This is a genomic window from Pseudomonas sp. KBS0710 (assembly GCF_005938045.2).
Classification (GTDB): domain Bacteria; phylum Pseudomonadota; class Gammaproteobacteria; order Pseudomonadales; family Pseudomonadaceae; genus Aquipseudomonas.
Genome location: NZ_VCCF02000001.1, coordinates 2486310 through 2505837 on the forward strand (window position 1 = coordinate 2486310; position 19528 = coordinate 2505837).

General features: G+C 60.0%; 18 protein-coding genes. 11 read left to right on the plus strand and 7 right to left on the minus strand.

Annotated elements, in window-relative coordinates; all coding sequences use genetic code 11:
- Positions 1-79: 79 nt before the first annotated feature.
- The 3 genes from FFI16_RS11495 (at position 80) to ahpF (ending at position 3402) form a co-directional block, all read left to right on the plus strand.
- Positions 80-1012: a site-specific integrase gene (locus FFI16_RS11495; protein WP_138817747.1), complete on the plus strand. Its 933-nt coding sequence runs from the start codon at positions 80-82 to the stop codon at positions 1010-1012.
- 133 nt (positions 1013-1145) lie between these two features.
- Positions 1146-1709: an alkyl hydroperoxide reductase subunit C gene (gene ahpC, locus FFI16_RS11500; protein ID WP_003173835.1), complete on the plus strand. Its 564-nt coding sequence runs from the start codon at positions 1146-1148 to the stop codon at positions 1707-1709.
- Between the two features lie 127 nt (positions 1710-1836).
- The gene (ahpF, locus tag FFI16_RS11505; RefSeq protein WP_138817746.1) at positions 1837-3402 is read left to right on the plus strand and encodes an alkyl hydroperoxide reductase subunit F; all 1566 of its coding nucleotides are present in this window, start codon (positions 1837-1839) and stop codon (positions 3400-3402) included.
- Between the two features lie 82 nt (positions 3403-3484).
- Here the strand turns inward: ahpF and gloA are convergent, their stop codons facing one another.
- A complete protein-coding gene (gloA, locus tag FFI16_RS11510; protein ID WP_078742582.1) occupies positions 3485-4006 on the minus strand; it encodes a lactoylglutathione lyase in 522 nt (173 codons plus the stop codon).
- 194 nt (positions 4007-4200) lie between these two features.
- Between gloA and FFI16_RS11515 the strand changes: the two genes are divergently transcribed.
- Positions 4201-4737, plus strand: coding sequence for a DUF4946 domain-containing protein (locus tag FFI16_RS11515; RefSeq protein WP_138817779.1), 537 nt, complete (start codon positions 4201-4203; stop codon positions 4735-4737).
- A gap of 103 nt (positions 4738-4840) precedes the next feature.
- On the opposite strand, the gene FFI16_RS11520 is transcribed toward FFI16_RS11515, so the two are convergent.
- Together FFI16_RS11520 and FFI16_RS11525 are read right to left on the minus strand one after the other, a co-directional pair.
- Positions 4841-5203 carry a histone-like nucleoid-structuring protein, MvaT/MvaU family gene (locus FFI16_RS11520; RefSeq protein ID WP_065929983.1) on the minus strand — a complete coding sequence of 121 codons (363 nt, stop codon included), beginning with the start codon at positions 5201-5203 and terminating at the stop codon, positions 4841-4843.
- Between the two features lie 199 nt (positions 5204-5402).
- Positions 5403-6944: an EAL domain-containing protein gene (locus FFI16_RS11525; RefSeq protein WP_138817745.1), complete on the minus strand. Its 1542-nt coding sequence runs from the start codon at positions 6942-6944 to the stop codon at positions 5403-5405.
- A 296-nt stretch (positions 6945-7240) separates the two neighbouring features.
- On the opposite strand from FFI16_RS11525, the gene FFI16_RS11530 reads away from it, so the two are divergent.
- Genes FFI16_RS11530 through FFI16_RS11545 form a run of 4 tightly spaced genes read left to right on the plus strand, consistent with a single transcriptional unit; the run spans position 7241 to position 12334 of the window.
- Complete coding sequence (locus FFI16_RS11530) at positions 7241-7801, plus strand: fimbrial protein (RefSeq protein WP_138817744.1); 561 nt, start codon at positions 7241-7243, stop codon at positions 7799-7801.
- Positions 7802-7860: 59 nt separating this feature from the next.
- The gene (locus FFI16_RS11535) at positions 7861-8634 is read left to right on the plus strand and encodes a molecular chaperone (protein WP_138817743.1); all 774 of its coding nucleotides are present in this window, start codon (positions 7861-7863) and stop codon (positions 8632-8634) included.
- A gap of 2 nt (positions 8635-8636) precedes the next feature.
- Positions 8637-11249 (plus strand): fimbria/pilus outer membrane usher protein, encoded by a 2613-nt coding sequence (locus tag FFI16_RS11540; protein WP_138817742.1) that lies wholly within the window; start codon positions 8637-8639, stop codon positions 11247-11249.
- Positions 11249-12334, plus strand: coding sequence for a fimbrial protein (locus FFI16_RS11545; protein WP_138817741.1), 1086 nt, complete (start codon positions 11249-11251; stop codon positions 12332-12334). Before FFI16_RS11540 ends, FFI16_RS11545 begins: the two co-directional genes overlap by 1 nt.
- Here FFI16_RS11545 and FFI16_RS11550 read toward each other — a convergent pair.
- The gene (locus FFI16_RS11550) at positions 12325-13224 is read right to left on the minus strand and encodes a LysR family transcriptional regulator (protein ID WP_138817740.1); all 900 of its coding nucleotides are present in this window, start codon (positions 13222-13224) and stop codon (positions 12325-12327) included. The two genes, FFI16_RS11545 and FFI16_RS11550, sit on opposite strands and share 10 nt — an antisense overlap.
- Before the next feature lie 77 nt (positions 13225-13301).
- Between FFI16_RS11550 and FFI16_RS11555 the strand changes: the two genes are divergently transcribed.
- Together FFI16_RS11555 and hppD are read left to right on the plus strand one after the other, a co-directional pair.
- Complete coding sequence (locus FFI16_RS11555) at positions 13302-14225, plus strand: DMT family transporter (RefSeq protein WP_138817739.1); 924 nt, start codon at positions 13302-13304, stop codon at positions 14223-14225.
- A 245-nt stretch (positions 14226-14470) separates the two neighbouring features.
- A complete protein-coding gene (gene hppD / locus FFI16_RS11560; protein ID WP_017135508.1) occupies positions 14471-15547 on the plus strand; it encodes a 4-hydroxyphenylpyruvate dioxygenase in 1077 nt (358 codons plus the stop codon).
- A 56-nt stretch (positions 15548-15603) separates the two neighbouring features.
- Here the strand turns inward: hppD and rarD are convergent, their stop codons facing one another.
- From rarD to FFI16_RS11575, 3 genes are all read right to left on the minus strand, one after another.
- Positions 15604-16485 (minus strand): EamA family transporter RarD, encoded by an 882-nt coding sequence (rarD, locus tag FFI16_RS11565; protein WP_138817738.1) that lies wholly within the window; start codon positions 16483-16485, stop codon positions 15604-15606.
- A gap of 194 nt (positions 16486-16679) precedes the next feature.
- Positions 16680-17690, minus strand: a complete 1011-nt coding sequence (locus FFI16_RS11570) for an aldo/keto reductase (RefSeq protein ID WP_138817737.1) — start codon at positions 17688-17690, stop codon at positions 16680-16682.
- A gap of 81 nt (positions 17691-17771) precedes the next feature.
- Complete coding sequence (locus tag FFI16_RS11575; RefSeq protein ID WP_138817736.1) at positions 17772-18674, minus strand: LysR family transcriptional regulator; 903 nt, start codon at positions 18672-18674, stop codon at positions 17772-17774.
- A 101-nt stretch (positions 18675-18775) separates the two neighbouring features.
- Between FFI16_RS11575 and FFI16_RS11580 the strand changes: the two genes are divergently transcribed.
- A complete protein-coding gene (locus FFI16_RS11580; RefSeq protein WP_138817735.1) occupies positions 18776-19480 on the plus strand; it encodes an SDR family oxidoreductase in 705 nt (234 codons plus the stop codon).
- Positions 19481-19528 lie beyond the last annotated feature (48 nt).

The window sequence follows — 19528 nt, forward strand, 5'->3', positions numbered from 1 at the left end:
ATGGGATATTGGCGTATTATCCCGTGTCATAAGCGTTTTACCCGCTAATACACCCGCCAGCAGTACGAATAGGCCTTTCATGAGCGACCTGGACCGTTACCTCAATGCCGCCACCCGCGACAACACGCGGCGCAGCTATCGCGCGGCCATCGAGCATTTTGAAGTGAGTTGGGGCGGGTTCCTGCCAGCCACCAGCGACAGCGTGGCGCGCTACCTGGTGGCCCATGCCGGGGTGTTGGCGGTCAACACATTGAAGCTGCGGCTCTCGGCGCTGGCGCAATGGCACACCAGCCAGGGTTTCCCGGACCCGACCAAGGCGCCCGTGGTGCGCAAGGTGCTCAAGGGCATTCGGGCGGTGCACCCGGCGCAGGAGAAGCAGGCCGAGCCTTTGCAGCTCAAGCACCTTGAGCAGGTGGTAGCCTCACTGGAGGTTGAAGCCAGGCAAGCGCGTGAGGCGCAGGATCAGCCGCGATTGCTGCGCGCCAAGCGCGACACCGCGCTGATCCTGCTGGGCTTCTGGCGTGGCTTTCGCAGCGACGAGTTGTGCCGCCTGAGCATCGAACACGTGCAAGCAGTGCCAGGCGCCGGCATCAGCCTGTACCTGCCGCGCAGCAAAAGTGACCGCGACAACCTCGGCAAGACCTACCAGACCCCGGCACTGCTGCGGCTGTGCCCCGTGCAGGCTTACAGCGAATGGCTCAGCGTTTCGGCCCTGGTGCGCGGCCCGGTGTTCCGTGGCGTAGACCGCTGGGGCAACCTGGGCGAGGAGGGCTTGCACCCCAACAGCGTAATCCCGCTGCTGCGCCAGGCCCTGGAGCGCGCGGGCATCCCTGCGGATCAATACACCAGCCACTCACTGCGCCGTGGCTTTGCCACGTGGGCCCACCGCAGTGGCTGGGATTTGAAGTCGCTGATGAGTTACGTCGGCTGGAGCGACATGAAATCTGCCATGCGCTATGTTGAAGCGACACCCTTTCTAGGCATGACCTTGGCAACCCAACCGCTGCTTTGAGATTTCTTCTATTAATACAGGTACCTGATAGGGAAAACCAATCGTCAGCATCAGGTTTGCCAATGAGCCATCAAGGGAAAGAGTGGGTAGGATTCATCTCATCAACTTTTCAACCACTGACGGAGAGTCACCGATGCCTATCATCAACAGCCAAGTAAAACCGTTCAAAGCGACCGCCTACAAAAACGGCAACTTCGTAGATGTGACTGACGCTGACCTGAAAGGCAAATGGTCTGTAGTCTTCTTCTACCCAGCCGACTTCACCTTCGTTTGCCCAACCGAACTGGAAGACCTGGCTGACAACTACGCCGAATTCCAGAAACTGGGCGTCGAGATCTACAGCGTTTCCACCGACACCCACTTTGCTCACGCTGCCTGGCACAACACTTCGCCAGCCATCGGCAAAATCCAGTACACCATGATCGGCGATCCGACCCTGACCATCTCGCGCAACTTCGACGTACTGATCGAAGAAGCTGGCCTGGCGGACCGCGGTACTTTCGTGATCAACCCGGAAGGTCAGATCAAGATCGTTGAACTGAACGACGGCGGTGTTGGCCGTGACGCTTCCGAGCTGCTGCGCAAAATCAAGGCCGCTCAGTACGTTGCTGCTCACCCAGGCGAAGTTTGCCCAGCCAAGTGGAAAGAAGGCGAGGCTACTCTGGCTCCGTCCCTGGACCTGGTCGGCAAGATCTAAGTCTGTGAAACATCAAGGGCGGATTGCCGCACCTTAAGTAAGCTGCACCGCCCCGAAAACGCCCGGGCGAGATTCGCTCGGGCGTTTTTTTGTCTGCAATAAACCGAATAAACAGGAAATCGCCCGTATGTTGGACGCCAATCTTAAAGCTCAGTTGAAGTCATACCTGGAACGGGTCACCCAGCCGATCGAGATCGTCGCCTCCCTCGACGACGGTGCGAAATCCCAGGAAATGCTTGCCCTTTTGCAGGACGTAACCAGTCTCACCACGCTGATTACCCTCAATACCGATGGCAATGATGCGCGCAAGCCGTCGTTCTCCATCAACCGCCCGGGTGCCGATATCAGCCTGCGTTTTGCCGGCATCCCCATGGGCCATGAATTTACTTCGCTGGTGCTGGCCCTGCTGCAAGTCGGTGGCCACCCGTCGAAGGCCGGTGTCGAAGTGATTGAACAGATTCGCGCCTTGAAGGGCGAGTTCAGCTTTGAGACGTACTTCTCGCTGTCGTGCCAGAACTGCCCGGACGTGGTCCAGGCGCTGAACCTGATGGCCGTGCTTAACCCGAATATCCGCCACGTCGCCATCGACGGCGCGCTGTTCCAGGCTGAAGTCGATGAACGCCAGGTCATGGCGGTGCCCAGCGTGTACCTCAATGGCGTGAACTTCGGCCAGGGCCGTATGGGCCTGGAAGAAATCCTCGCCAAGCTCGACACCAGCGGTATCGAAAAGGCCGCCGAGAAAATCAGCGCCAAAGACGCCTTTGATGTGCTGGTTGTCGGCGGTGGCCCGGCCGGTTCTGCTGCTGCGATCTACGCCGCACGTAAAGGCATCCGCACCGGCGTGGCCGCTGAGCGCTTCGGCGGTCAGGTGCTGGACACCATGTCCATCGAAAACTTCATCTCCGTGCAGGAGACCGAAGGGCCGAAGCTGGCCAGCGCGCTGGAAGCGCATGTGCGTCAGTACGACGTGGACATCATGAACCTGCAACGTGCCAGCAGCCTGGTCCCGGCAAAAAATGCCGGTGAGTTGCACGAAATTCGCTTTGAAAGCGGTGCGACCCTCAAGTCCAAAACCGTGATTCTGGCCACCGGTGCCCGCTGGCGCGAAATGGGTGTGCCGGGCGAACAGGAATACAAGGCTCGGGGCGTGTGCTTTTGCCCGCACTGCGACGGTCCACTGTTCAAAGGTAAGCGCGTAGCCGTCATCGGTGGCGGTAACTCCGGCGTTGAAGCGGCCATTGACCTGGCCGGTATCGTCAGCCACGTGACCCTGCTCGAATTCGACAGCAAATTGCGCGCCGATGCCGTGTTGCAGCGCAAGCTCTACAGCCTGCCGAACGTGGACGTGATCACCAGTGCGCTCACCAGTGAAGTCAAAGGCGACGGCCAGAAGGTCACCGGCCTGGCGTACAAGGATCGCGACAGCGGCGAGTTCAAGACCATCGAACTGGAAGGCATTTTTGTCCAGATCGGCTTGCTGCCCAACACCGACTGGCTCAAAGGCACGGTGGAATTGACCCCGCGCGGCGAGATTATCGTCGATGCGCGTGGCGAAACTTCACTGCCGGGTGTGTTTGCTGCCGGTGACGTGACGACCGTGCCGTACAAGCAGATCGTGATTGCGGTAGGCGAGGGCGCGAAGGCTTCGCTGAGTGCTTTTGATCACCTGATCCGCACCTCGGCACCTGCATAAACTCAGGTAGCGCAAATAAAAAACCCCATGAGTGATCATGGGGTTTTCTCGTTCCCACGTTCTACGTGGGAATGCATCCGCCTTACAGCGGCGCTGGCTGAATAATCTCAACCCAGTAAGCATCCGGGTCTTTAATGAACGCCAGGCTTTTCATGCGGCCATCGCTCAGGCGCTTCTGGAAATCACAGCCCAACGCTTCAAAACGCTCGCAGGCCGCGACGATATCCGGCACCGAAATGCAGATATGGCCAAAGCCACGCGGGTCGGTGTTGCCGTTGTGGTAGGCAAAGTCGGCGTCGTTTTCGGTGCCGTGGTTGTGGGTCAATTCGAGGATGCCTGGGATCGACTTCATCCACTGCGTACGCGCCGCGGCGTCGGCCGGGATCTGCGCCTTGTCCACCAGCGCCAGGAAATACAGGCTGAATTCGGCTTCAGGGAAGTCGCGTTTTTCAACCAGGGAAAAACCCAGGACGCGGGTGTAGAAATCCAGCGATTTGGTAATGTCCTTGACCCGCAGCATGGTGTGGTTGAAAACGAAGTTCGCGGTGGCGGTGTCAGGTTGGGCAGTGACGCCCGGGAAAGTGTTCAGATCGTGCAGGCTCATGGGCCCTCCAGAAAAAATGGGGCAAACGCGACTCGTGACTTGAGTGGTCCCTTGGCTTGCGGCCGGCATCCGTGCCGCACCGCCATGATACGCAAGCGTTGCCGGCCGAGCCAAATGAAAAAGGTCACTCAGCCCTTGCGAGCCAAGGTTGCCGGGCTCAAACTTCGACGCTTGAACCTTGGGTGTTTGTCTTGATGATTGAATTTCGTAAACCGCTGTTGAGCGCTGTATGCATGTTGCTGGGCAGCCCCTTTGTGTTGGCGGCCGACCCGGAAATTCATTGGCCCAGCGGCTGGCAAGTCGAGGAAGTAGTACCCGACGACGAAGCGCCGGTAAAACCGCAGGCGGTGTCCCGCCAACGCGCAATCAAAAATGATGAAAACGGCAACACCTTGATGGTCATGGAGTTGACCGGCACACCGATTGAGGCGGGCCATAAAGTTAATCTTCAAGGCGTATTGCTGGAAATGCGCAAATCCATCCAGAAGGATTTTGCCGGTAGCGGTTATCAAAGCGTGTGTACCAAGATGCACACCACCACCTTGAGCCGTCTTGAGGCGCTGGAAACTACTTGCGTGATTACCGAGAACGGGCGGCACATATTGTCACAAACATTGGTTGGCGCAGTTGATACCGATAAAGCCTATGTCTTTTCCTTTGCCGGGCAGGCCGAGGCCTACGAGGCGAGTAAGGATGAAGTCAGTTCAGTGCGTGATAGCCTTAAACTTTGAACGGGTTATCTCACTCGTTTTTGAACAAAGGGAACACTTGATTAAGTTCGTTTTCGAAGCAAAAAAACCCCGCATCAGCGGGGTTTTTTGCAGCGTCTTTCGATCAGCCGCGCAACCAGGAATCTACAGTGGCAGCGCCATACTGTTCTTTCCAGGCTTTCAGGCCGCGGTGGTTGCCGCCTTTGGTTTCGATCAGTTCGCCGGTGTGCGGGTTGTGGTAAACCTTGACCACGCGTGCACGGCGCTGTTTTGGTGCGGCAGCAGCGGCGCTGGCTTTACCAGGGTTAGGATCAAGGATCGAGATAATGTCGCGCAGGCCTTTGCCGTAGTGCTTCATCAGCCCTTGCAGCTTTTCTTCGAATTCGATTTCTTTTTTCAAGCCAGCGTCATTCTTCAAGGATTCCAGCTGAGCCAGCTGTTCTTGAAGGGCTTTTTCTGCTGCGCGAAATTCGGCGAGTCTGGACAAAATCTGTACTCCAATAGTGTAGTTGGCTGACATCAACTGCAGATAAAGCATGTAGGCCAAGAGCTTTAAGGTAACTCAAAGAAAGTGGCCTTTCTGCGAGTTCAGCACAGGCAGGAAAAATTGTAGTAGTTAATGCCGCACGAGTAAATCACGGCGTTACCTAAATAAGATTATTTCATCCAGCGCACTAGATGGCTACTCAATGGCTGGCCAGCGACTTAATGAATTCTTCACAGGGTAACGGCCGGCCAAACAGGTAGCCCTGCAGGAAATCCACACCTTGGGCTGCAAGGTATTCGCATTGCTCTGCTGTTTCCACGCCCTCGGCCACTATCCCCAGGTCCAGCTTGGCGCTGAGTTCTATGATGCTGTCCAGAATATGCCGTGAGAGTGCATCGGCACCAATCATGGCGACAAAGCTTTGATCGATTTTCAAGTAGTCGACATTGAAGTTGCGCAAGTAACCCAGGCTGGAGTGGCCGGTGCCGAAGTCATCAATCGCGATCATCACCCCCAGTTGATGCAGGGCGTCGAACAGGCGGGCAGTGACGTCGGTGGGCTGAATCAGTTCACGTTCGGTCAACTCCAAGACCAGTGTCACCTGGCCAGGTGCGAAAGCGGCGAGAAACTCTCGGCAGTCCTGCACCAGGTCCAGGTCCTGGCAGTGACTGGCGGTGATGTTCACGCCGATATGGAAGCCCGGGCTGAAGCGCTCGGCATGCGGGGCCAGTTGTGCGGCGGTCTGGCGCAGCAGCGAGCGGGTCATCGGCACAATCAGGCCGGAGTGTTCAGCCAAGGGGATGAACAGGTCGGGGCGCACCAGGCCTTCCTTTGGGTGTCGCCAGCGCATCAACACTTCACAGCCGGCCCACTCACGGGTGTCACCCCGCACCACTGGCTGGAAATACGGAATAAATTCGTTGGCCCCCAACGCGCGCTGCAACTCATGGGTCGGCGCTGACGAGCGCTTTTGCAGCCAGTGCGCCAACACGCCCGCCAACACACCAAAAAATACCAACAAGCTGAACAGCGCCGGGTAACGCGCCTCCATGTACCGCCATACCTCACCGGCCGGCATGCCCGCGTCGACACTGTATCGATAACGCTCAGAGGCCAGGTGCTGATGAGCCACCGCAAACTGCGGGGCAGCGGTGGTGTGTACCTTACCGCCGTCGTCCAGCCAGTTTGGCCCCACTTGCAGGATCAGATCCGCGTATCGGCTGATCAGGCGCAACGCGTTGGTCAGGTGATAACCGTCAACCGAGGCAAACGCGGCTTTATCGCCATCGACCAGGCGGTAAACCAACAGTGCGGTATCCGGCGTTACCGGATTGCCGTTCATCAACCACAGCGTGCCATCCACGTAATCGTCCGGGTTGACGGGCGACTGGTAACTGCCGCCGAACAACGAACTGCAATAGATGTTTTTCTGCCAGGACAAGGTGGTCGCCCGCACAAAGGGGCGCCGAGTGACCTGTTCGCGCAGTGCCAGTTGCGCGCCGTTGTCGCACGGTTGGCCGGCCAGTGGCAGCAAGGCTTGGGCGGCGAGGGCGGTGTTGTCGAGCATTAAATCGAATTGGCGTACTGCTTCCAGGGCGGTTTGGGCGGTGCTTTGTTCCAGGGTGCGTTCGGCTTGCCAGTGAAGAATCACAACCCCCAGTAAAACGGGGAGCAGACCGCAAGCGCTGCTGAAGAAAGCGCGTGCAGTTCGGCTTCGAGGGCCTTTGGCGGTGAGGGGCATAGGGGCAGCCAATAACGGAATAAAAAGAGAGGTGTGTGCCGATGATAGATGGCATTACGCAGTGGCGCTCAGTTGTTTGGATCGACATGACCTAGCCGTTCGGTCAGTTGTTGCGATTGCTTCAGCTTGGCAAGATAAACATCGTTGCAAAACGTAAGAGACTTACGAGCAGCACCCCTTACAACCTCTCTCACTGCCGTTTCAGCCCACTTCTGGCGGGACGGCCGACCCTCGACTTTCAATTGTTGAAATTCGTTTCGTAACCCGTTAACGCACCTGATAAGGAAACAACCGTAATGAACAACATCCGACTGGCTGCTGCTTTCCTGGCCGCTACCGGCGTCGCCGCGCTGCCTGCTTTTGCCGCTGACGGCACCATCAGCCTGACCGGCGAAATCACCGGCACCACCTGCAGTATCAGTGGCGGTGCAGGCTCGGCGCCCGGCGCCAGCCCGAACTTCGCCGTGGTGCTCAACAAGGTCCAGGCCAGCGCGCTCAAGGCAAAAGGCCAGACGGCCGGCACCACCCCATTTGTCGTGCGGGTGGGTGCATGCCCAAAGGACACAACGGTGGCCGTGTTGTTCGAGAGCAGCAGCCCGGCGATCAACCCGGCTACCGGCAACTTGAAAAATCAGGCACCCGCCAAGCCGGTGCCTGCCACCCTCGTTGAGGTGCAGATTGTCGACGGTACTTCCCACAAGCCAATGGACCTGCGCCTGGCGCTCAATTCCAGCAGCGCAAAAGTCCCCGATAACGGTGAAGTGTCGCTGCCGTTTGCGGCCCAGTACTTCGCTACCGGCGCCGCAACCCCAGGCCCGGTGAGCACGCAAGTGCTGTACTCCGTCACGTTCCCCTGATCAAGGCCCGGTGCCTGGCGATTCGTCAGGCACTGGACAGCGCCTTCGAGGACAGCCCCATGTTTGCCCGACTCATGCTCGCTATTGTTTTGCTGGTCGCCATTTCGATTTGCAGCGGCTGGGCATCCGTTGCCCGTGCCGGTGTAGTGATCGATGGCACGCGGCACATATACCCGCAGCAGCGCCGTGAAATCACTCTGCGCCTGACCAATGACGACCCAGCCATTCCCCGCCTGGTTCAAGTGTGGCTGGACCAGGGTGACCAAACGTCAGACCCATCAAACAGCGACGTGCCTTTCAGCCTTTCGCCACCGGTGTTTCGCCTGAACCCGCAGAAAAGCCAGACCGTGCGCTTGGTCTACACCCAGGAGCCACTGCCGGCTGATCGGGAATCGTTGTTTTGGCTGAATGCGCTGGAGATTCCGCCCAGGGTCAACACCGAGCAGGGCGATGCCCCGGCGAACCACCTGCAGTTTGCCTTTCGTATCCGCACCAAAGTGTTTTTTCGCCCGACTGATTTGCCCGGCAGCCCGAACGAAGCGCCCACGCAATTGCGCTGGAGCTTGCGCCGCAGTGCCAAGGGGCCGCTGCTGCAGGTGCACAACCCAACGGCCTACCACGTGACCTTCAATGAGGTAGCGCTGGCCATGGGCGCGCAGAGTGAAGCACGGCTGTTACCGGCAGAAGAGGGCATGGTGGCGCCCGGCGGCGACCTGACACTGGCTGTGCACGAGGCCGTCCAGACAATCCCCGCAGATGCCCAGGTGCATTTCAAATACATCAATGACTACGGCACGTTTTCCACGCCGCAGCGTGCTCCACTGAAGTTCTGACTATGCCTGCCTTGTTGTCATTCACGTTCTGCCAAGGTGCTGCCTGGCTGTTTTCCCACCCTCGGCTGCTGTTGCTGTTCGGCTTGCTCAGCACGCTGTTGTTATCGGCCGAGGCTGCCCCGTTGTTGTTTGACCTGGAGGCCTTTACCAGCGGCTTGTCCAGCCCGGCGGATATCTCACGCTTCAATACCAGCAATGTGTTGGCGCCTGGGGTATACCGCGTTGATGTGACACTTAACGGGCAACCGCTGGGCCGTCGCCCGGTCACCTTCACCCACCAGGACAAACAGGAGGGGGCGCAACCCTGTGTCAGCGCGCAGCAACTGGCCGAACTCGGCGTGGTACTGGGCAACGCCGAGGCCGATGCTGATGCTGATGAGCACTGTCGCGATTTCGCCGAATGGTTCCCCATGGCCACCAGCCGTGTCGATGTCGAATCCCTGACCCTGGACGTCAGCATCCCGCAGGTCTACATCACGCGCTCCGCACGCGACTACGTTGACCCTGCCGAGTGGGACAAGGGCATTGATGCCGTATTGCTCAATTATCACTTCAGCGCCGCGGCGGTGACATCGGCTGCTGGTGAGGACCGCAGTTACCTGGGCCTGGACGACGGGGTCAACCTGGGTGACTGGCGACTGCGCCACCAGGGCGGGCAAGCCTGGGCGTCGCGAAGCGGCCACCTGCCTTATCAAGCCACGGCCACCTATTTGCAACGCGCCGTTTCAGCCTGGCAATCGCAACTGACCGTGGGTGACAGTTTCAGCAGCGGCCAGATCCTCGACGGCGTGCGCGTACGCGGCATTACCCTGGCCACTGATAACCGGATGCTTGCGCAATCGCAACAAGGCTATGCGCCCCAAGTGCGCGGCGTAGCCGACAGCAATGCCACGGTGACGGTGCGCCAGAACGGCTACACCCTTTACGAAACCACTGTGGCGCCTGGGCCGTTTGTGATCGATGACCTCTACCCCACGGGCTACGGTGGCGACCTCGACGTCAGTGTCACCGAGGTAGACGGGCGGCGCAGCACCTTTGTCGTGCCTTATTCGGTGGCCCCGCAGCTGTTGCGTTACCGCGCCACTCACTACAGTGCAACGCTGGGGCGTGTGCAGCAGCATGGCGTGAGCGATGCCAACGCTTCGGTGTTTCAAGGCACGCTGCAACATGGACTCGTCGATAACCTCACGGTTTACGGCGGCGCCACGCTTTCCCAGGGCTATAGCCAAGGCAAGGCGGGCGTGGCGATGAGTACACCCGTAGGCGCGTTCGCCCTGGACACTAGCCACTCGCGCACACAGGTGCAGGGGCAGGCCGTGGCCCGCGGACAGAGCCTTGGCCTGGCCTACAACAAGAACGTGCCGTTTTCGGGAACGCATTTTGCGCTCGGCGCCTATCGCTTCTCGACGGATGGCTACCTGAACCTGCCGGACGCATTGAATGTGCGCGACCTGGGCCGTCACGGCGGCAACCTGGACAGCTATGCCCGGCAAAAAAGCCGCCTGGACCTGACGATCAGCCAGCAGTTGGGGCCGGGCACCCTGAGCCTGTATGGCAGCTCTACGGACTACTGGGCCGGGCAGCAAGGGCGCCAGACGTCGTTCACGGCCAGCTATGGCGCCAACTGGAAGTCGCTCAGCTGGAACCTATCGGCGCAACGTTCGAGGGTCAGCGAGGTGTATCGGGCGAGCGACCACGAACGCGCTGACGATATTTTCTTCGGCCGCCCGACGCGAACCGAACATGTTGAGAATCACTGGGTGCTGAGCCTCTCCATGCCATTGGGCGAGGGCGCGCGCGCACCCACCTTGAGCAGTTCACTGTCGCGGGATGCGGGTGCTTCGCGCGGCAGTCAGCAACAAGTCGGCATCAATGGCGTGCTGGGGGATACGGCGCAAACCCATTACGGTTGGGTGGGCAGTCGCGGCACCGGCAATCACGGTGGCTCAAGCTTCAACGCTTACGCGGGCTATCGCAGTAACGCCGCCAACCTGCGCGGCGGTTATGGTCAGAGCCAGGGCAATGCACAAGTGTCCATGAGCGCCGACGGCGGCCTTATCGCCCACAGCGGTGGCGTTACCCTGGCGCAAAACCTCGGCGAGGCCTCGGCGTTGGTGTACGCACCGGATGCCCAAGGCGCGCAGCTCGGCGGTTCCGGGGTGCGTATCGACACGCACGGCTATGGGGTCATGTCTTCATTGCGGGCGTACCAGCCCAACGCCGTGGACATCGACCCGCAAGGCATGCCCATGGACGTGGAGTTAAAGGAGTCGAGCCGTTCCGTGGTGCCGACCTTGGGCGCCGTATCGCTGGTCAAGTTCGAGACCGTCAGTGGCCGCGCGGTGGTAATCAAGGCCACCCACCCGAACGGCAAGCCCCTGCCGTTCGCAGCCCAGGTATTTGATGAACAGGGCAACGAAGTCGGGGTGATCGGCCAGGCGGGCAAGGCTTTTGTGCGCGGGGTTGCCGACCACGGCAGGCTGACCGTGCAGTGGGCGGAGGCGGCGGGCGAGCGGTGTTTCATCCATTACCATTTGCCTGCCCGTGAGCCCGGTCGCCGCCAGGAAAATACCGATCAATTGGTCAGCCAGTGTCGCTACGAGGAGAGCACCTGATGAATCACACCATGCACGGGGTTCAGCTCTTTATGATCAGGCTTTCTGGCACGGTTGCACTGTTGAGCGGCTGGGCGTTCGCAACACCTGCCCTGGCTCACTTTGGCAATGCTGGCGATTGTTCACCCCAGGCCAACCTGAATGTCTCGATTGCGCCCATCACCCAGCAGGGCCAGGTACAGATCGGACAGGCCCTGGGCGCAGTAAACGGCTACGGCTTCGACAGCGGCAGTGGCTACGTAATGCGCTGTCAATACAAGGATTGGCCTATCGGGCAACCCGTGACAGCGAACATCAGCCTGGTCAATTCGCCGGCTACGGGTATCACGTTCAGTGCGGAGGGCCTCTCGATGCCGGTCTACGCCACCAACCTGCCAGGAGTGGGGTTCGCGGTAATGGCCAGGGACCCCAGTCAAGCTTTTCACCCACTCAATCATGGCACCACGGCGTTATTGACCGCCAAACACAACAAGCCCAATGGGTGGGGGCTTCAGGGGCGGCTCTACCTGGTGGCTACCGGCCCAGTCTCGGCCGGCACAATCACTGCGCGCACGTTTGCCAACTACACCTTGACCAATGTCACCACCTCAGGCCCAGGCTACGCATCGGTAAGCTTCGGTAACACGGTCATAGCGCCGCCGCTGCGGCCTACTTGCCATGTCTCGACACCCTCGGTTGCCATGCCGATGGGGCCTGTGGCCAGCCGGGATTTCACCGGCGTAGGCAGCTACGCCGCCAGCGCGAGCCAGAACATCAGGCTGGACTGCGCCGGGGGCACCGGTGGCAGCGTGGACATCTGGGTCACGGTGACCGACCAGACCAACCCCGCAAATCGCGGCAATCAGCTGTCGCTGACGCGCACTTCGACAGCCAAAGGTGTAGCAATACAGCTGTTGAGTGGCCCCTCAGTGCTGAGCTATGGCGCCGATTCTTCGTCCGCGGGCAACCTGAACCAATGGCGGGTGACAAGCACGAGCAACGGCACCATCACGATCCCCTTGACTGCTCGTTATGTCCAAACCGAAAAAATGATCCAGCCCGGTACAGCCAACGGGCTGGCTTCGTTCACCATGAGTTATCGGTGAGTACCGGTGTGTTGCAGCCTTTGTGCGAGCGCGAGAAACGCAAGGGCTGCAGGTGAGGCCTGGCGCCGGTCCAACACCGCCAGGCCGACCCGGCGCGGCACGGGCGGCGATAACGGTCGGGCCACATAACGACTGTCGACATGTTCCGGCAACGATGCCTGCGCCACGATGCTCACCCCGTCGCCACGGCTTACGGCTTCCAGCGTACTGAGCAATTGCGCGCAGCGGTAACGCACATTGGGACGCAAGCGGGCGACGCTGAACAGGCGCATCACCAACTCCGACGAACCCGCCTCGGTGAGAATGAATGGATCATCACACAGTGCTTTGAGCGGCACTGACGTGCTGGCTACCAGCGGATGGGTAGCGGGTAACAGCGCGACCAGCTGATCCTCGAACAACGCCACGGTGTCGAAGCGTTCGCTGTCTGCTTGCGTGTCGGCGAGCACCACAAACCCGACATCGACCCGCCGCTCATCCAGCCACTGCATTACCTGGCGGTCCGGACCTTCGTCCACGTGCACCTCAATGCCTGGGTAAGCTTGCCGAAAGTGGCTGAGGATGGCCGGCAACAAGCGCACCGACGCGGTAGGCCCAAAGGAGCCGATGCGCAGGGTACCGCGCTTCATCCCGCGGGCATCGGCGGCTTCCTGCTGCAAGGTCGCGGCCAGGCCGAGCATGGCACGGGCGCGCCCGAGTAATTGCGCGCCGATATCGCTCAGCTCCACGCGCGTCTGGTGGCGCCGGAACAAGTCCACGCCCAACTCCTGCTCCAGGGCCTTGACGGCATGGGATACCGCCGACTGGCTGATGCCCAGGCGGTGAGCCGCAGTGGTGAATCCTTGCAGTTCGGCCACCAGAGAAAAAATTTCCAGTTGGGTCAAGGTCATGAGTAAAGGCTCATTTTACGATTACTGAACATTAGTCGAAGAATATGCCAATCCCGTCGCCTGTCGAGCAACTTCCCATGCATCCTCTGTCTGATCGCCTCACCTACCTCAAGCTCGCCGCTGTCAGCATGATTTGGGGCGGCACTTTTGTCGCCGGGCGCTACCTGGCCAATCAAGTCGACCCGCTGCTGGCCGCCAGCCTGCGGTTTATCCTGGCGAGCCTGGGGCTGCTGCTGTTCATGCTGTGCGCACGCATCCCGTTGGCGCGGCCGCGTCCCCGGCAACTACTGCGTCTGGCGCTGCTGGGGTTTTTCGGGATCTTTTTCTACAACCTGTGTTTCTTCTACGGCCTGCACTCCATCAACGCCTCGCGCGCCTCGTTGATCGTGGCGTTGAACCCGGCCGTAATCGGCCTGGCTTCCTGGTGGTTGTTCAAAGAGCGTCTCGGCGCTGCCAAGGTTGTGGGTATCGCCGTGTGCCTGGCCGGTGCTGCGCTGGTGATCGTCAGTCGCAACCCGCAGCTGCTGCAAGGCGCATCGAGTACCTGGCGGGGTGACGTATTGATTTTCGGCTGTGTGCTGGGGTGGGGGATTTACTCGTTGTTTTCCCGGGCGCTGAACCAAAGCCTGGGGCCATTGCAAACCGTTACCTGGTCAGTGTTGCTCGGCACCCTGATGCTGACGCTGGTCACTGCGTTCACCGGGCGCTTCACCGTTGAAGGGCTCGCCAGCCTGCACTGGCCGCAGGTGCTGAGCCTGGTGTATCTGGGCGTGTTCGGCTCCGCGCTGGCGTACATCGGCTATTACGATGGCATCCGGCGTATCGGTGCGACCCGCGCTGGCGTGTTCATCGCGCTGAACCCGCTGACGGCGGTGATCTGTGGCGCGCTGCTGCTCGGCGAGCAACTGACATTGCCCATGGTGTTGGGCGGCGCAGTGATTCTGTTGGGCATCTATTTATGCAACAAACCCCTTGCGCAGCCAAAGGCAATAGGGATTTGATAAGAGTGCGGACAAATACTGTTACGCTGTGTAGAATCGATTTACGCATACAAGAATATGGACTTGCGCTCACGCAAGCCTCGGCCGTCAGAGACTGATGTAATCATGAAGCTACTCGGCTCCCCCCTCATTTTTGGTGACTTCCTCGCCCGCAGCGTGCGGGGCCTCTCGTGTGCGCCACCGTGCAACCTCATCCTTGCCTGTAATTGACTGCTTGCTACTTACAAGAATGATGAGGTGCCGAAATGGCCGACCAATACGAAAACCCAATGGGCCTGATGGGCTTTGAATTTATTGAATTCGCATCGCCGACTCCGGGCACCCTGGAGCCGATCTTCGAAATCATGGGTTTCACCAAAGTGGCGACCCACCGCTCCAAGAACGTGCACCTGTATCGCCAGGGCGAGATCAACCTGATCCTCAACAACCAGCCCGACAGCCTGGCGTCGTACTTTGCCGCCGAACACGGTCCGTCGGTGTGCGGCATGGCGTTCCGTGTCAAAGACTCGCAGCAAGCCTACAACCGCGCGTTGGAGCTGGGCGCCCAGCCGATTCATATCGAAACCGGCCCGATGGAACTCAACCTGCCGGCCATCAAGGGCATCGGCGGTGCGCCGCTGTACCTGATCGACCGTTTTGGCGAAGGCAGCTCGATCTATGACATCGACTTCGTGTACCTCGAAGGTGTGGACCGCAACCCGGTAGGGGCGGGCCTCAAGGTTATCGACCACTTGACCCACAACGTGTATCGCGGCCGCATGGTCTACTGGGCCAACTTCTACGAGAAGCTGTTCAACTTCCGTGAAGCACGCTACTTCGATATCAAGGGCGAGTACACCGGCCTGACGTCCAAGGCCATGAGCGCCCCGGACGGCATGATCCGCATCCCGCTGAACGAGGAATCGTCCAAAGGCGCGGGCCAGATCGAAGAGTTCCTGATGCAGTTCAACGGCGAAGGCATCCAGCACGTGGCGTTCCTCACCGAAGACCTGGTCAAGACCTGGGATGCGCTGAAGAAGATCGGCATGCGCTTCATGACCGCGCCGCCAGACACTTACTACGAAATGCTCGAAGGCCGCCTGCCCAACCACGGCGAGCCGGTGGACCAACTGCAGGCACGCGGTATTTTGCTGGATGGTTCCTCGATCGAGGGCGACAAGCGTCTGCTGCTGCAGATCTTCTCGGAAACCCTGATGGGCCCGGTGTTCTTCGAGTTCATCCAGCGCAAAGGCGACGATGGGTTTGGCGAGGGCAACTTCAAGGCACTGTTCGAGTCGATCGAGCGTGACCAGGTGCGTCGCGGTGTACTGACCACCGACTAAGTACAAAAAAGCCCGGCCGAGGTTAACCCCCGGCCGGGCTTTTTATTGTCTGCGAATCAGGCTTTGCGCTGATGCACCAGATGCTTGAAGCCTTCATACACCAGCACCATCACGGCCAGCCAGATCGGGATGTAGGTAAGCCACTGGCCGCCCTTGATGCCTTCTCCCAGCAACAACGCCACGAAGAGCAGCAACACCGGCTCCACGTAGCTGAGCAGTCCGAACAGACTAAAGGCCAATAAGCGGCTGGCAATGATATAGCTCACCAATGCCGAGGCACTGATCAGACCCAGCATCGGAATCAACGCATACAGTTTGGGGTGTACATCGAGTACGGCAAAGCCTTGTTCGCCATGCTGCACAAACCACCAGGCCACCGGCAGCATCAGCGCCATGTCCAGCCACAAGCCGCCCAGGTGATCGGTGCGCAGGTATTTACGCACCACGAAGTACACCGGGTAACCGATGATCACCACCAGGGTCGCCCAGGAAAAACCACCTGCCTGGTACAGCTCATTAAGTACCCCGAGTGCAGCAAAAAATACCGCGATCTGCTGCAAACGCGACAAGCGTTCGCCGTATACCAGGCGACCGGTCAGCACCATGGTCAGCGGCAGCAGGAAATAGCCCACCGACACATCCAGGCTGCGCCCATTCAGCGGCGCCCACATAAACAACCACAATTGCACGCCCAGCAGCGCGGACGACAGCACCACGCCGCCGATTAATCGTGGCTTGGCCGCCAGCATCCGCAGCAACTCCCACACGCGTCGCCATTCACCGCTGACCATCATGAACACGGTCATGCACGGCACGGTCAGCAGCATGCGCCAACCAAATATCTCCAGGCCGCTCAAGGGCGTGAGCAGCGAGGTGAAGTAGTACATCACGGCAAACAACACCGAGGCCAAGACCGATAAAACAACACCTTTAGACACACTGTCCTCGCCAAAACTGTCTGATACACAAAGAAGGGAAATTTCAGTGGGTGATTATGGTGCTTTTGGCGAGAGGTGGTTGCGCTGTTTGGGGGCGTTTTGCAGAAATTTATTTACGAGCAGGGCTTTGCTTGAAACCGTGGCGAGCAGGTTTACCTGCTCGCCACAAGGGCAGAGTGAGCGGTTTTTATCTGCTACGAGCGCGCAACGCGCCCCGAGACAAAATGGCTCACATCATTAAACCCCGGCGTAGACGAATGCCCCGGCGTCACCAGCGAGTCAATAAACGCCTCATCTTCAGCCGTGATTTTCACCTCCAGCGCCCCGGTGTATGCGTCCCACTGCGCCTCGGTACGCGGCCCGACAATCGCCGAACTCACCGCCGAGTTGTTCAGCACCCAGGCAATCGCAAACTCGACAATCCCCACGCCACGCCCTTGGGTGTACTGCTGAATCTGCTGGGCGATGCGCAGCGATTCCACCCGCCACTCGGTTTCCAGGATGCGCTTGTCCTGGCGCGCCGCACGGCTGCCAGCTTCGGGCGTCACGTCGGGCGCGTATTTGCCACTGAGTACTCCTCGCGCCAAGGGGCTGTAAGGCACCACGCCCAGGCCATAGGCGGCGGCTGCGGTGATCTGCTCGACTTCCGCCTGGCGGTTGACGATGTTGTACAGCGGCTGGCTGATAACCGGTTTGTCGACACCCAGGCGTTCGGCCAGGCGAATCACTTCAGCGATACGCCAGCCCCGGTAGTTGGACAGCCCCCAATAGCGGATCTTGCCTTGGCGGATCAGGTCGCCAATCGCAGACACGGTAACCTCCAGCGGCGTGTCGTGGTCCTCGCGGTGCAGGTAGTAGATATCCAGGTAGTCGGTGTCCAGGCGCGTCAGGCTGGCTTCCAACGCATTGAAAATGCGCTTGCGGCTCAAACCACTGCGGTTGGGCAAGCCATCTGCCGGGCCGAAACCGACTTTGGACGCCACCACCCAATCCGCCCGATGGCGGGTGATCGCCTCGCCGACGATTTCTTCGGAACGCCCGCCGGTGTAGACGTCGGCGGTGTCGATAAAATTGATGCCCTGGTCCCAGGCCTTGTCGATGATGCGCAGCGAGTCTTCCGTGTTGGTCTGCTCGCCAAACATCATGGTGCCCAGGGTCAGCGCGCTGACCTTCAACCCAGACTCGCCCAATGTGCGGTAAATCATGCAAAGCTCCTCATGGCAGGGAAACGTCAACCATGCAATACCAGACTCGACGGCTCTGGAACAAGCCCTGCGCGCGTTTCTTCATACACTCAGCAAGGTCTGGCAGCGCTGCTGTAAAAAACCATGCAGCACTTTCACCCGTTCCGACACCTGCAAGCGGTGCGGGCACATCAGGTTGAACGGCGTGGGCTCGCCTTGCCAGTCGGGCAGCAGCGGCACCAACCGCCCGGCCTTGATATCGCTGGCAATATCCAGATTGGCCTTGTAAGCGATGCCATGGCCGGCCAGTGCCCAGCGCCGCACGATTTCACCGTCGTCGCTCAGGTAGTCGCCCGACACTTCGACCTCTTGCAGTAACGCACCCTGGCGAAAGTACCAGGTGCTATTCGCCTGCCCACGGCGCATGTAGCGCAGCGTGCTGTGCTGCGCCAGGTCAGCCGGTGTGCGCGGTGTGCCATGGCGCGCCAGGTAATCAGGGCTGGCGCAGGGGATGCGATGGTGGCCGGGCACCACGGGCAACGCCACCAGGCTGGAGTCCCTCGGCACACCAAAGCGCAGGGCGATGTCGACGGTGTCGCGGAACAGATCCGCGTTGCTGTCGTTGAGCAACAACTGCAGGCGGATCGTCGGATGTTCGAGCTTGAATTCATCCAGCCAGCCCAGCAGTACGTTGCGGCCGAAGTCCGAAGGTGCCGCCAGTTGCAATAACCCACTCAAGCTCTGACCTTGTTGCTTGATCGCCTGTTCACCTTCGGCCAGCGCTTCGAGGGCCACCCGCACGCTGTCCAGGTAGCGTCGGCCTTCTTCGGTCAGGCGCATGCTGCGCGTGGAGCGGGCCAGCAGGCGAATGCCCAGCCGGGTTTCCAGGCGCTTGAGCGCGATACTCGCCGCCGCCGGGGTAAGGTTGAGGCTGCGCGCCGCCGCCGACAGGCTGCCGGTGTCGGCGGTCCGTACGAACACTTCAAGGTCCAGGGTCGAGCTCATTTGTAAAAATCCTTTAAAGATCTTGTCGTTTTACCGGGATTTTTCGCCGATTGCCAAGCTGAGAAGATCAACGCTCATTTTCTCAGCCAGGTAGCAACCCCATGACCTCTTCCCTTAGCGGTAAAACCGTCATCGTGATCGGCGGCAGCAGCGGCATCGGTGCCGCCGTGGCCAAGGCCGCCGCCGCCCGTGGCGCACACGTGGTGCTGGCCGGGCGCCGTTTGACCTCCGGTGCAGGCAATGGCGTGCGCAGCGAACCGGTGGACGTCACCGACAGCGCCTCCTTGCAACGTTTGTTCGACACGGTCGGGCGCTTTGACCACTTGGTGTTTACCTCCGGTCCGTCGGTGCAGGCCAAACCGCTGATCGAGACGGATCTGGACGAGGCCCGGGACAATTTCAACGTGAAACTCTGGGGCGCGTTGCGTGCGATCCAACAGGCGCTGCCATTTTTGGCCGAGCACGGCAGCATCAGCCTGACCTCGGGCCAACTGGGTCGTAAGTTGATGCCCGGTCAGTTCATCAAGACCGGCATCAACGCGGCGACTGAAGCGCTGGGCAAGCAGCTTGCAAAGGAGTTGGCGCCACGGCGGGTCAACGTGATCAGCCCGGGCGTGATTGATACACCGGCCTATGCGGGGCTGGCAGAGGAGCAACGCCTGGCGATGTTCGCCAAGGCGGGTGCGGCGTTGCCCGTCGGGCGAGTCGGGCAGGCTGAGGAGGTTGCGGCAGGGTACGTACTGGCCATGGAAAATGGCTTTGTTACCGGCGCGGTAATTGATATCGACGGTGGAGGCCTGCTGTAAACCCTGAGCAAACGTGCGGGGGCTGGTTGGCAAAGGGCGCAGGCACTG